We start from the raw sequence: 13783 nt of genomic DNA on the forward strand, positions 1-13783 counted from the left end.
GAAATGTGGAATGCATCAAATTCCACATTTCCCTGTGGCTGCCGAGGGCTCTCATTGAGACTTTGTTCGAGAACTAAAGAATTGTTAGATGTTTATTTTTACCTATCGCCACCACAAATCGTGCACTAATCTGTACTACTCAGCGGAAAAACTGTTTATGGCATCTTGGTCCATTCGACGGAGGGATGAACATGTTTCGAGCGGCCGATATTGTACTTTTCATTAATCCTATCCAGTCTTTAGGACTCAAGGCTGGTGCTCCAGCCTTGTTCCTCGAATGGAACGATCGAGTAGTCCTATTTGAAGCTCCGACCATCTTTTTGGCAGAAAGGTATGTACGATCTGGATCGCAGCAAAGCCCACACACTTGGGCTAAGGCTGCCTATGCGCTGAAAAGCTGGTTTCAATATTTGCAGGCCGTAGACAAGGATTGGCAAGATGCGAGTGAAGAAGATCGGATTAGCTATCGCGAAGCCTTTCTGAGCGCTATAAGTCCCAAAACGGGACATTTGTACGGTGTTGCTGGCATCCGTGACAACATGACTGTGATTCGCGAGTTTCACAAATTCTGTTCTACCAAAGATTCGTATTTCGGTGATATCGGAAAATCGCAAAAAATAGAATTCAGAACACCGATAGACCGTGATTTCCTAGCGCACATACAGTCTTCTCCCAGATCAGCAAACAGAGATTATGCGTTGCCCAAGGTCCGGCCAGCCATGAAACTGCACCCTATCATGGCGACCGACTTGAAGGGCTTGCTAAATCATGTAGGTCCCCAAGCCGCTCACCGGGATGGCGATTTACGACCTGCTCGCGACAGGTTGATCTTCGACTTGGGGTGGGCAGTAGGTTTGCGCCTCGATGAAATTAATCGACTCACAACGCTTCAGTTTCTGAGTCTTGTGCCTGACGTCAGCTCACCATTTACCAATCTGCCTGTCACGATTTACCACGGCAAGGGAAAAAAGACTCGCCAAGTTGGAATTCCAACCTGGCTTGTCATGGATTTGCTCGCATATATCGTTGGCGAAAGAGCCGTCTCTTTGCGAGCCTGCAAATCTGTTGCGAGAAGCAAACCAATAAATCTGCTGTTGGCTCATGCGACTTCAAAAGCACCGGGGCATTCCATTACAAATAGCGCAATCCAGAAGATGTTTCGTCAGGCCTGTCTGACGCTTGGCATTGTGGAGACTGTCCAGAAGGAAGTTCCGCTCAGCGGCCTAAGATTTCTTACGCAAGCTCCCAAGCACTCCATCCACGACCTACGTCACACGTACGCCGTATTGACATATCACGCCGAACGCGCGAATGGAAATTCCGAGCCTTGGAAGAAGATCCAGGCTCAGCTCGGTCACCGCCATCTACAGACCACGATTGATACCTACCTATCGCACGTCGAGATATTTACCGACCAGCCAGGTTTGTTTGACGTCAGAAAGATGTTGGGCTTATGAAAATACCCCCACCAGCCGATCCAACGCTAGTGCAAGGCGTAAGGAGGCGAAAGGAAATGTCTACCGCAGCGGTAGTAGTAGCTCAAGTTCGAAAAAAAACAGGCAGCGTCAATAAAGTAGAACCAATCTTGTCATCACGGTTGGAATATGGAGAGCATGCTAAAACCGGCCTGCCGACGCTGACTGCGATTTTTTCCTTAAACATGGGGCGAGAACCGCAGCACTTAGATCTGAGTTTCCTGCTTGATTTTCCGAACCTGGCCCCTTTATTCGCCGATGCATATATTCAATGGGGCGCCACACGGACACCCGCAACACGTTTGTCGGCGATATCGAGTCTGATTGGTGGCTTCTATCATTATCTAAATAGCCGCTGGCGCAGGGAATTGCAGCCACAGGATATCGATGATGAGTTGCTGATTGGTTTTCGTACCTTTTTACTAACTGTTAAGGGAAAAGGTGGAAAATCATTGCACCCACGGACTAGCGCTGCCTATCTAGGTTGTATCAGAACTATTCTCGGCGCTACAGTTGTTGGCCCTTGGGCCGCAATGGCCAGGAGCATCGCGAGTAGGGTTCCGTCTGGTCCAATTGGTGCGACGAGAAAAAGCTGTCCGGTGGAGGTGATGGGACTTGGGGATATCCTATCAATTATTGAAGCTTCAGAACGTGAGGTTCTATCGACAGCTCATCGTTTCGATCACACTAGAGAGTTGCTTGCGGAGGGCGCAGAGCGATTTTTGGCGCTGTCTAAAACAAGGCCATTAAGGAAAAAGGACTACGAAGATCTGTCGATTTGTCTCGCAGCGCTTGACCATGCTTATCCCGGAATTATTCCGGATCTACCATTTATTCAAGCGGATAGCCGGCCACTGGGAGCGGCGGTGCAATACATTCACACTCAGAATATCATCGCATCCCATTTCTACCCATCGTTCCGGCATCTAGTTCCATTTGTCCTCCTCTTGGCCATTACGACGGTATTCAACCCTGACACACTACTGGGTCTTAATTGGGAGGACATTGCTTTCGATAGGGAGCATGCCGGTATCCCAGCAATTGAAATTGTTGGCAAAAAAAACCGAGCGTCGAAAGATCTGGTGCGCCTGTTAGATCCTGATGCTGCGGCATCATCAAAGCTTAGTTTAAAACAATTACTGTTAACGCTTCAACGGATCACCGCAAGAATACGACCTCTTGTTCCAGAGAGGCATGCCGATCGGATATTTATTGGAGTACAAACTCAAAGAGCTAAAAAACCTAAAAGTTTTGGGCAGAAACCAGGTTTTTCTCTGGCGGGGGATGTGGTATGGATGCTCTCTCTCGAAAAATTCATTGCAGAAAATGGGCTACAGGTCTTCAGCTTGGGACAGCTAAGAGCAACGATTCTTGATCTAGTACAGCTATCGCATGGCAGCCTAGAAGCTGCTCAAAAGGTTGGTAATCACCGCAATCCGACGACGACATGGACTCACTACACAAGCGACGGAGTGAGAAAGCGATATAGGGAGCGGATTGGGCAAGTGATGATGATGCGCGAGCGATGGATTGACAGCAAAGGAGTTGTGGATCCGCGACGCTTTGAACTCGGTCAGGACAAAGGCGCTGCGACCCCAGGTTTCACATGCCTGGATCCATTTAATTCCCCACGACTTGGACAGCAAGCAGGGAAACTTTGCAAGGACTACGGTGGATGTCCTTCATGTCCTTTGGCCGCGGCACATCCATACGACTTAGTCAGTGTTGCCTACTATGTAGCTTTAGAGCGAGCTATCTTCCAAAGCCAGTCTGCAATGAGCTCGAAGACTTGGCTTGAACGCTGGGTTCCGGTATTGGCTGATTTGAAAGCACTGCAGAAGCAGATACCGAAAAAAATCATGGAAGAGTCCCGCAAGATATCAATCACACTGATGAATGTGGAGTGATTATGACTGCTAATAGCGAATGTGTGCGATCGAGCGAACACGGAAAATTGTCGAAAAAGCTCCATGAATTAAGTCATGAGGAACTGAACGAATACAGAGTATGCGAACAGAGCAAATTCAGCGACGACAAATGGGTATTTTTCAACCATATACCAGGCGCAGCTAAAGCGAATTCGACGCTTAACTGGGCGATGGTGCTATCAGACGGTAGTCAGCTCACAGAGGCACATCATGCAGAGAGATTGCACTGGGCAAAGTTGCTCTTGCTAACGTTGATTGTCATTCCTGCGAATGGGCGAATTAGGGCTACTGGATCAATGAGCAACCTGCAAACTTCATTCAACTACCTTCTTTCATGGATGAGTGAAGTCGGTTACCACGATCCTCATGAATTGACTCCTCAAGTAGTTAAATGCTTCATGGAACATATTGCTCCTATTATGGCAGCCCGTTGCGTTGACGCCGAGTTATCCAGACATGCCTTTGCGCGCGGACTATTCGTTGTTTCTCAACTTTGGAGTCAACGGCACAGTCTTTCGCGAATGGGAGTTAAGCCAATGGCGGCGCATCCTTTTGACGGGAAGAACTCGGAGCAAATAAGTCGCGAATTATCTATTAAGGTAAGCAACTTAATACCACCGCTACCAGATGAAGTCGCGCTACCTCTACTCAACAAAGCTGCTTGGTTCTTAGGAACACCTGCCAACGATGTACTTCGTCTTATGAATGTTTTCACAGACCCGCTAGCTGGCTCGATGGTGACAGTTAAATCGACATTCCGAAGTACCTATACACATAAGGCAGGTCTGACAAATTGTTCGAGACATCGACGAGTAAGACGCTTCCTTGACAAGTTTGAGTTCGGCATTGTTGCTGGAGAGCGCCAGCCCTGGCATGAACCAATATCGTTTGGAGGCAAAGAATCTTCTTCCGAATACGATGGCAAGCGGCAGGCAGCTCACCTTTGGGAGGCCGTTCGAGATGCGGCTGCAATTATCGTTCAGGCAATGTCCGGAATGCGGGCGTCTGAGCTTTTAAGCATCAGAGCTGGCATCGATCAAGATACCGGTCTGCCATTAGAAGTACGAATTGAAGAAAGCCTTACTGGTTTGTACGAGTGGTTTGTCATCCGCAGCGCTATTTCAAAAACGGAAGAAGGAGCGCCTCGTGAAGTGGACTGGGTGCTAGGAATGCGGCCAGCAGGAAGTAGCGAAATTCCACTTGCCGTGAAGGCGCTTTGCATAGTTAACGCATTGCAGCTTCCTTGGATGGAGCGGGCACGCACTGCTTACTTGTTTCTGTCTATCTCTCATGGCAAGGGCCTTCGACGCACTCATGCCACAGCCGACTCCATGGGGGTAAAGCACCTGAACGCACACATTCAACGCTTTATCATGTCCTGGGTAGATCTATCCAATCTTCCGGACCAGAGTGCCCATCACATAACAGAGAATGACTTAGTACCGTGGAGGGAAAGCCGGGGCCAGGTCTTTCGGACTCACATGTTACGAAAGACTTGGGCACAATACGCGTTAGCCTGTGATTCCCGATTGCTTCCAGCGATTCAGATGCAGTTTCACCACCTGAGTTTAGCGATGACGGAAGGCAGCTACATAGGGAACAACCCGATGTTATTAGAGGCGCTGAATTCTGTCTCAGTACAAAAACGGAATCTTCTACTATTTGAAACGGTGACGGGAAAGATAAAGCTTGCGGGACGAATGGGGGAACAGCTAGATCTCGCTCTGGACCAGTTACGCCAAGATATCAATGATCTTCCTGCTTCGGAGAAATGGTCTCAGACAGTGGCTTGGGCTAATCGCAATGAACTTCGCATGTTCTTTACCGCGCACGCTACCTGTTGTCCATCACGAAGCAGCGAGATGCGGTGCCATGATGTATCAAAAACACCGGTCTGGGTGCGTTGGGCGCCGAATTCCAGCACGCGTGCGCCGAGCCTGTGTGCCGGTTGCGCATGTGCGATCATGGACAAGAGCCATGAGCAGTTCTGGTCTGATCGTTACTTGGCAAGCCAGCTTTCGCTGATCGCTGCCGAAATGGCAGGGGTAGCGGATGGCTCATTTCGTGAAGTCCGCTTTCGCGCCGAGCAAGCCAAAGGAATTCTAAAGAAATTTGGGGCAGACATCGCTAGGCTTGATCATACTGTTCTGTCTAGATCGGGGAAGCTATGCCCAAATTAAAGCAGCAAGCGCCCGTTCAAGATGGCATAGAGCGGGACTTTTTGGCAGCCATCGAGCGATTGACTAATGACGAACCCCTGAATAAGACGCTCAAGATACGGAAAGCAAAGGGAACGCTTAAGATCAATTTCTCTTCTGTGGCTCTGGAGGCGGGACGAGCGCGTACGCTCATCGCGCTCGCAAATGGATGCCGATATCCTCGCGTACGAGAACTAATCAAACAAGCGGCCGCTGGAAAAACAGGATTGCCGACGACGCATAGCGAACTCATTACACGTCTTCGGTTAGACAAGGCGGAGTTGCAAGAGCAGGTAAAAAAATACAAAGCTGAGGCGTTGGCGCATTTTACCGCGAGGGTGAAAGCAGAGGATGAAACGATCAGAGAAAGAGAAATTGCGGCTAGGCTGAGGCGAGAAATCGCGCGCTATGGGAAGACCTTAGATATTGTTCCAAAAGAGACGTAAAAGTGCTTTGTACTTTCGCATGCGAAAGTACCTCATTTTTTCTCTGAATGGCTTGGAGAATCGGGAGGGTCTATTCGATAGTGAATATCTTCGTAGGCTTCTATTGCCTCTAGCAAAAGGACGAAACGTTCAGCTTCTGATGAGCCAATTGCCGGCTCATTGTCAAAATACGGCTCAACTTCTCGCAGTGCCGCTTTATATTCCTTTTCGTTCGAAATTGTCACTTTTTCCATTTGATACTCTAGAGTATGCTGCCGTCCGACTTTCGCATGCGAAAGTCTTTCGCGGGCAGACGGTTGTCTTGAACCAAGGCCATTACCACAATGAATAAAGCTGGTCGGAAATTGATTCCGCTGTGCCGCTAAAAAAAAGTCAAAGGCCTCCTGTACGGGGGGCTTTTTTTGCGACATCAGCAGCATTCCCTCCGCAATTGCATATTTCGACCGCTCTTCGACACTACGTTCGGTCTGAACTGGACACCTAAACCGGCGTAGCTGGCCGGTCAGATCGGCGTTGTGGACAGTCAGTCAAGTTCGGCACCATGGTCACCATTTTTACTGGATAGAACACCGCTCCGACAATCTGGGTAGCCCCATCCGACCTGACCGGCGACTTCCTCCCCTTAACCTACATTACTGAACAGCTTGGCTGTCCAATCGGCGAACGCTCGCATCGCCGGAGAGAGAAAGCGGTGATGAGGGTAGACCAGAGATACCGGCACAGGTGCCGGTCGCATGCCGGCCAGTACCTCGACTAATTCTCCGTTCCGCAAATGGTCCGCCACCAAAATCTCAGCCACCTGTAACAGGCCAAGTCCGTCGAGGCCCAGCTTGATGTACAACCCAGTCTCGTTAACTGCAACCGTGCCGGGAACCGGAACATTGACGCTGTCTCCGGCCTCCATGAAATGCAACTCGCCTCCCCGCCGCGTCGTGCTGGAAAAGTAGTGAACCGCCCGGTGGCGTTGCAGATCCTTCAGATCCTCGGGAATACCCTTTTCGTCTAAGTAGGACGGTGATGCGCAGGTGATCCAGCGCAAGTCGCCCAAGCGGCGCGCGACCAACGTCGAGTCATGGAGGCTACCGGTACGGATCACGCAATCGACGCCGTCCTGGACCAAGTCAACCTGACGATCATTTATGCCGATCATTAGGTAGATATCGGGGTAACGTTGTTGGAATTGCTCCAACTGAGAAAGGATGACGACATGTGCAATGCCGCCGGGCATATCCACTCTCAGTCGCCCTTGCGGCCGTTCAGCAGACCCGTGCAGGCTAGATTCTGTATCGTCAATCAGGTCAAGTATCTCGCGGCAGCGGTAAAAGTATCGCTCCCCCTCTGGCGTCAAGCTGAGGTTTCTGGTGGAACGGTTGAGTAGGCGTGTCTGCAAATGTTTTTCTAGTCTCTTGATGATGCCGGTAACTGATGACGCCGGTAAGCCCAGGGTCTCTGCTGCGCGGACAAAACTCCTGCTTTCCACCACGCGAAGAAATACCTGCATTGCTTGTACGCGATCCATGCATTGTCCTGGTAGCGATAGATAAAACGGCACTATAACCCAAGATTGTTCGCGTTTTCTGCATGATGAAAACCTCTAGGGCTACTTTTTCTGCGTCATCAGAATAGCTACAGTTCAGGCACTCAAACTTACAGGAATAATCAACCATGTCTGATCAAAACCGCCAACTGCTTGTACCGCTAACGATGAACCAAGCAGATCCTAACGCCATGTCGCAAAACATTCTCGTGCTCGGTGCCGGTGAACTCGGCCTACCGGTGCTACGCCGTCTTGCGCACCGCGCGAAGAGCATCGACGGTGTGAAGATCAGCGTCCTGCTGCGCGCAAGTGCCGTTGAGTCCAGTACACCAGGCAAGCAACGTGATATCGCGGAGATTCGAGATCTTGGGATCGAGATCGTCGTAGGCGATCTTGTGAAGAGCTCCATTGATGAGCTCGCCGTAGTATTCGCAAAATATGACACAGTACTCGGTTGCGCGGGTTATGCGGCGGGAATCGACACGCCAATGAAGTTAGCGCGCGCTGCCTTGGAGGCACGAATCCCAAGATATTTTCCATGGCAGTTCGGCGTGGATTTTGACGTGATCGGACGCGGCAGTCCGCAGGACATTTTCGACGCACAGTTGGACGTGCGAGAGCTTTTGCGCAGTCAGCATCAGACTGAGTGGGTGATTATTTCGACCGGCATGTTTATGAGCTACTTGTTTGAGCCCGAATTCGGCGTTGTTGATCTACAAAACGACGCAGTCCATGCACTGGGCAGCCTCGACACCGCTGTGACATTGACGACTCCCGATGATATCGGAGCGTTAACTGCCGAGGTCATGTTCGCAAAACCTCGAATCCGGAACGAGATTGTCTATCTAGCCGGCGATACCGTGACTTACGGAGAGGTCGCCGACAAGCTGGAAATGTCCCTCGGTCGCCCCTTTACCCGTTCGGAATGGAGCGAGGAGTATTTGCTGGGCGAACTGGCCCGCGACCCGCACAATATGATGCGCAAGTACCGTGCAGCCTTTGCTCAAGGACGGGGTGTCGCTTGGGATAAGAGTGGCACGTTCAATAGTCAACGCGCCCTCGCGGTTACCGACGTGGCGTCGTGGATCAATGTAAACCTGATTTCCGGCCGCAGCAAGTAATCGTCATCCCGAGGGCTAGACTCCTGGCCCTTCCTTTTCCTTAGAGTTTTCGCAATGTCAGCAACTGGCCGATTACGGCCGGCACTATTGACTCTTTACGACGAACTCAAATTGAGTGCCACGACTCCGCTAATGATTAATGCAATACCTACCAATCGAAGCGGTGCCGTTGATTCTCCGAAGCAGAAAATTCCTAGGAGGGCAATTAGTGCCGTTCCGCATCCTGCCCACACTGCGTATGCCAACCCAGCTTCAAGGTGGCGAACAGATACTGACATGAGCCAAATGGCACTTGCATAGCTAAGGGTTACGATTACTGAGGGAGTAGCACGGGTGAATCCGTCTGTATAGCGCAGTGCAACGGTGCCTACGACTTCCGCTATCACGCTGACGGCAAGGAGAAACCAAGAAAATGCTGGTGAGCTCATGACTACCTCTGAAACCTGCGCTTATACCGAGCGCGGCTAGAGGCGTGGGAGCGGTACCCCAAAATTCAGTCGGCACTATACCAGTGTTCTGACCAAAATTATTTATTGCAGTCGCGAGTCTCAAGCAACTTTCTTCGGGGCCGACCAACTTTATTCATTGTGGTCATGTTTGACTGCAGCGAATAAAGTCGGTCGGGAGCGTCGCAGTTAATCGGTCGATTTAATGGGCACAATACTTTTAGTCAAAGTTGGTCGGGATGATTTACGCCCCCGACCAATGACAGACCCAACAAAATAATTGGTCGGACACGAAGTTCGCTGCTGGCCGATTGCAGCCTTTCGTGGACGGCCAACGACGTAGACCTGAGAGGTAGCTTAGTTATCTCTTTTATAAGTGGATTGACGCGGTTATTTGTCCGCTCCTGACCGATTACAGACTTTGAAAATAATTCAAGTATCTGTCTGTCAAACACGTCTATTCACTGGTCAACTGTCCGCGTTGCTGAACAGTCGATGTCCACGTTGTTGAACTATGTGCCCAAATTCACTGGAATATGCACATTTTGGTGAGGGCATAGTCGGCGCCATGAGTTTTCACCTTGTTGGGCAACGGATTCAACTGATGAATTCGGGATAGAGGCATCGGGAAACCGATGGTGCTCGGAACCGGTCGAAAGACTAGCTAACGAGAGGTTGCGGCTAACCCGGCCACTTAATGATCGTGTCAATGACAAGGACAGAACTCGTTGGCTTCGCCAAGGGCCTCAAAACCGATTCTCCAGAATGACCTAAACACCTCACGGAAATGCGCCGTTCTTGAATAAATCTGAAGACACAGGCGATCTACTCTGCTGCTCGCGTTAGCCTTTTCGTTCCTTCTTGCGTATCTCCTTCAACCGCACCGCCGCGCGCTCCACGGCCACCTTCTGCTCCTTGTGTTTCATGCCCTTCCAATCCTTGATTTCAGATTTGGAGCGGCCACACCCAGTGCAGACATCGTGCTTCAGATAACAAAGTGAGACACAAGGGCTGTTAACTTCTTTACTCACCTTCGATTCCTGGTTGTTTCGATTGAGATGGCCACAGACATGCTGGCGGACGATGGTTTTTCAATAGGAATTCCAGAGTTTGCATAAAAAATTAAGCGATTGCGGCGTGCGCCAGAGGGAATCTTGGGGCGGAGGAAGCAAGTCTAGTTAGCCACAGGCTAGAGGGTACTGGAAGGAAGCGCTGATGACGACGGTTCCGGTCAGGACTGTTGATTTGCAGCTCTGATTGCCCCTATTTTGCACTATTCATTGCCCCACTATTTCGCTTGAAGCACCAAGTCTCATAGAGATATTGAATTGCTAGGTAAGGTCATCATTCATTGCAAAGGTGGGTCAAATCCACGCGCAAATCAACATTTCGAGGGAATGGGTATAAATAGCCTGCTTGGTACTTCGAAAGTGTTTCGCAAGTACAGCAAATTAGTTCACCTCAACCAGCTTACCACCGAGGACGAGAATTTCCTGGAACCTTATACCGTCGCGAAGCACGAACAAGGCATCGATACCGCGTTCCTGAGCCAGTACGGGGCCGTCGCGCTCGCCCAGTACAAGCAACGCTGTCGCCCAGGCGTCGGCAAGCATGCAGCTGGATGCCATGACGGTCACCGCTGCAAGCCGGTTCGAAACGGGTTTTTGCAAGGCCGGATGCATCGTGTGCGCATATCGCTTACCAGCGATATCGACCCAGCGGCGGTAATCGCCAGAGGTTGCAATAGCCGTATCCTGGAGTTCCATCACACCGGATACCTCGCGTACGCCATAGGTGGGTTTTTCGATCGCGACGGCCCATGGCGCGGTACTTGGTTTGCATCCGCGTGCGCGCATTTCTCCGTCAATGCCAACCAGGTAGCTGGCAAGCCCCCAGCCATCGAGGCACTGTGCGAGAAGGTCTACACCGTAGCCCTTTGCGATACCAGAAAGGTCAATTGCCATGGGCGCCTTCTTACGCACTTGGCCGCGTGCCCGGTCGACTTCAAGGACTGCGCTGGCCGGACGGTGTCGCGTCGTAGACAGCGCTGCGGGCGACAACGGGGGGTGTTGGGATGGGCCGAAGCCCCAGCTATCCACTAGCTCGCCCACACCAATGTCGAAGGCGCCCATCGATTGCTGGCCAATCCGCAAACCAGTCTCCATGACGAGGACCAGGTCCTCCGGGACGGTAACCCACGTATCTATGGCTGCGGCATTGACACGGCACAGGTCGGATGAGCGGCGCCAGGTCGACATCTGTTGGTCTACCTTGTCTACCGCGGCAAACAGGCTTACGCCGATGGCGGCCGTATCTATTGCCTCGGACGCGTAGAAAACGGCCGTGTAGCGCCCGCCCATCGTCTCGCCGTTAAGGCTGTAGCGCTGCAAGGTGGGTAGCACTGGCTGTTCAGAAGACGTCTTCACGATACCTTCCGACGGCCTTGAGTGCCTGAACGTTCATGTTGAGTGGAGCGAGAATAGCGTCGAGCGCGAGCCTTACGCTAGACGCCATCGCGCTGCTGCCGCACACGAGTACCTGGCCGCCGCCCGCAATGAGCTTGCGCATATTGTCGGCATCGTCGATAAGCCGATTTTGCACGTGTACGCCATTCTTTATTCGGGAGAAGGCCGTGTGCAGTTGGGTTAGTCGGCGGTCAGCGAGGTAGGCACGCAGTTCCGGCTCGTACAAAAAATCGGATTCGGGGTCGCGGCCGCCCCAATACAGGTACATCGGATGCTTGCCCGTATTATTGCGGATGAATCCGGCGAGCGGACCAATCCCAGTGCCGGCCCCAATCAGGATGACTGGCGCCTTGCCGGACGCCGGCCGGAATTGAACATTCGGCTGAATGAAGGCCTCGATACATTCGCCAGGCCGGAGTCCATGCAGGTAGGTCGAACACACGCCCCCGGCCTGCTTGCGCACGCAGATTTCGACAAGGCCATCACGTGCGCCGCTGGCGAGGGAATAGAATCGTGGTATCGCGCTTCCGGGCGCCATAACACCTACTAGGTCGCCAGCCTCAAAGCGGGGCATGCGGTTGCGACGGAACAGGCGCGCGATCATTCCGGCATCCGCCGTAGCCTGGCCGGTCCCAAAGCGCAACACGACTGTAGGCTCGAGTTCTTGCACGCCATACTCGATACGTTCATGCAGGCACAAATGGAAGGTGCGCGGATGGGCCGGCGCATGTTCGAGTTGGAGCTCTATGCCCATCCGGTCACCGACAGCATCCCCCCATCGGGCAAATTCCTGGCTCGACTGACGGTTGATCATGGCTAGATCAATCATGCGCTGCCATCCATGGGCGAGCATTGCTGCGTCCACGTCGCTACCATATTGACAGAATTTCGCGAATTGGCGATCTCCAAAACCGAGGACGGCAAATTGCGTCGCTGGATTTGCGGGCACCTGCTCCAGCAGTGCGAGGAACTGGTTGGCCGAAGCGGGGGCGCCGCCGTCTCCATAGGTTGCCGTCAGCAGGAATAGTTTGGTGGCCGCGCGATAGCGCGACGACAACTGGTTCATAGGTGCCGTGTGAACCGCCTTGCCGGCTTTGCGGAGACCGTCATGCAAGACGCGGGCGAAACCCCATGTGCTGTTGTTTTCGCTACCGACTAGAATTACGATATCAGCTACTTGCTCAGCGCTGTTGCCGATCATGCGTGGTTTGGCGCGCTGCCGCTGATACCAGACGGTCGCACCGGTGACCGCAAGCCACGGCGCGCCCAAGGCACACAGGCCGAGTACGAAGCCCAGCCACCACAGGCCTTCGCCCGTGTGCAGTTTATAGACCAGTTCATAGGCTTCGCGTACGCCGCTGTGGGCACGGTAGGAGAGCAGCGCACCGGTTGACTGGTCGACATAGGCGTCACCCTGAACCGTTCTCAGGGTGTACACAGCGGATCGGTCCCCTGCAATCGGAAAGACCAGTTCGCGCAAGTCGGCGAGATCGGAAGCCACCAGTGCGGGCAAGCGCGATACAGGTGCCGGTGTTCCGCCAGACGTGGTTGCTGGAAAGTCGGGCTCGGCCTGATTGCCGTCGCTAATCAAGCCGAAGGTCGCCGCCGACATATACGTGCCGGTCAGCGCAGATAACAGCAGACCTACGACAGCCATCCGGCCAACCTTAGCGTGCATACGCTGGCTGCCGCTGCCGTACAGCGGCCCAAGTAATTGTCGCCATCCACCGACGCGCTTAACCACCAACAAGACGCCAGATGTGCAGAGCACCAGCATCGCTAGTGCCGTGATACCAGCGGCAATCCGGCCAGGGGTATCGAGCAACAAGGACCTGTGCAGTTGCTTGACCGTGCGCGAAAATACCGAGGGAACAAAGGGGGCGATTGCTTTACCGCTGACGGGATCGACGCGGTCGACCCGGGCGCCGCTATCCGTGCTGTAGTAGACGATGATCGCGCCGGAAGGAGTGCGCTGGATCTGTTCCGCATCCGGAAAATGGCGCACCACCCGGCCCGCCATTTCGGCCACGCTGACACCTACCGGCAGACTAGTGCCAAGTCGGTCGAGCACGGGATCGAGCGATAACAAGGCACCAGTAATTCCAAGCAGAATGACCAGCAGGACGCTGACTAGGCCGGGGAATGAATGGAGCTGGCGCAACATGCT

General features: G+C 52.6%; 11 protein-coding genes. 5 read left to right on the forward strand and 6 right to left on the reverse strand.

Features of this window, described 5'->3' with window-relative positions:
* Window positions 1-191 precede the first annotated feature (191 nt).
* From RV1423_RS08050 to RV1423_RS08065, 4 genes are read left to right on the forward strand one after another with little or no spacing between them, the layout of a single operon-like run.
* Window positions 192-1457, forward strand: coding sequence for a site-specific integrase (locus RV1423_RS08050; RefSeq protein WP_034295655.1), 1266 nt, complete (start codon window positions 192-194; stop codon window positions 1455-1457).
* 56 nt (window positions 1458-1513) lie between these two features.
* A complete protein-coding gene (locus RV1423_RS08055; RefSeq protein WP_231502115.1) occupies window positions 1514-3382 on the forward strand; it encodes a hypothetical protein in 1869 nt (622 codons plus the stop codon).
* A 2-nt stretch (window positions 3383-3384) separates the two neighbouring features.
* The gene (locus RV1423_RS08060; protein ID WP_034295254.1) at window positions 3385-5583 is read left to right on the forward strand and encodes a hypothetical protein; all 2199 of its coding nucleotides are present in this window, start codon (window positions 3385-3387) and stop codon (window positions 5581-5583) included.
* Window positions 5571-6047: a hypothetical protein gene (locus RV1423_RS08065; RefSeq protein WP_034295256.1), complete on the forward strand. Its 477-nt coding sequence runs from the start codon at window positions 5571-5573 to the stop codon at window positions 6045-6047. The genes RV1423_RS08060 and RV1423_RS08065 overlap by 13 nt, the downstream gene beginning before the upstream one ends.
* A gap of 32 nt (window positions 6048-6079) precedes the next feature.
* Here the strand turns inward: RV1423_RS08065 and RV1423_RS29730 are convergent, their stop codons facing one another.
* A complete protein-coding gene (locus RV1423_RS29730) occupies window positions 6080-6457 on the reverse strand; it encodes a hypothetical protein (protein ID WP_155835049.1) in 378 nt (125 codons plus the stop codon).
* A 212-nt stretch (window positions 6458-6669) separates the two neighbouring features.
* The gene (locus RV1423_RS08070) at window positions 6670-7566 is read right to left on the reverse strand and encodes a LysR family transcriptional regulator (protein WP_034295258.1); all 897 of its coding nucleotides are present in this window, start codon (window positions 7564-7566) and stop codon (window positions 6670-6672) included.
* A gap of 185 nt (window positions 7567-7751) precedes the next feature.
* Here RV1423_RS08070 and RV1423_RS08075 point away from each other — a divergent pair, with 185 nt between their 5' ends.
* Window positions 7752-8705: an aromatic alcohol reductase gene (locus RV1423_RS08075; protein WP_034295656.1), complete on the forward strand. Its 954-nt coding sequence runs from the start codon at window positions 7752-7754 to the stop codon at window positions 8703-8705.
* Window positions 8706-8800: 95 nt separating this feature from the next.
* Here the strand turns inward: RV1423_RS08075 and RV1423_RS28995 are convergent, their stop codons facing one another.
* From RV1423_RS28995 to RV1423_RS08085, 4 genes are all read right to left on the reverse strand, one after another.
* Window positions 8801-9133, reverse strand: coding sequence for a multidrug efflux SMR transporter (locus RV1423_RS28995; protein ID WP_081768750.1), 333 nt, complete (start codon window positions 9131-9133; stop codon window positions 8801-8803).
* Window positions 9134-9993: 860 nt separating this feature from the next.
* Entirely contained in the window at window positions 9994-10182 is a 189-nt protein-coding gene (locus tag RV1423_RS29000) for a DUF1289 domain-containing protein (RefSeq protein WP_081768751.1), read from the reverse strand.
* Window positions 10183-10602: 420 nt separating this feature from the next.
* Window positions 10603-11577, reverse strand: a complete 975-nt coding sequence (locus RV1423_RS08080) for an FAD:protein FMN transferase (RefSeq protein ID WP_051516568.1) — start codon at window positions 11575-11577, stop codon at window positions 10603-10605.
* Window positions 11561-13780: a PepSY domain-containing protein gene (locus RV1423_RS08085; protein ID WP_034295260.1), complete on the reverse strand. Its 2220-nt coding sequence runs from the start codon at window positions 13778-13780 to the stop codon at window positions 11561-11563. Before RV1423_RS08085 ends, RV1423_RS08080 begins: the two co-directional genes overlap by 17 nt.
* Window positions 13781-13783: the final 3 nt, after the last annotated feature.

This window comes from Herbaspirillum sp. RV1423 (genome assembly GCF_000577615.1).
Lineage (GTDB): Bacteria > Pseudomonadota > Gammaproteobacteria > Burkholderiales > Burkholderiaceae_D > Herbaspirillum.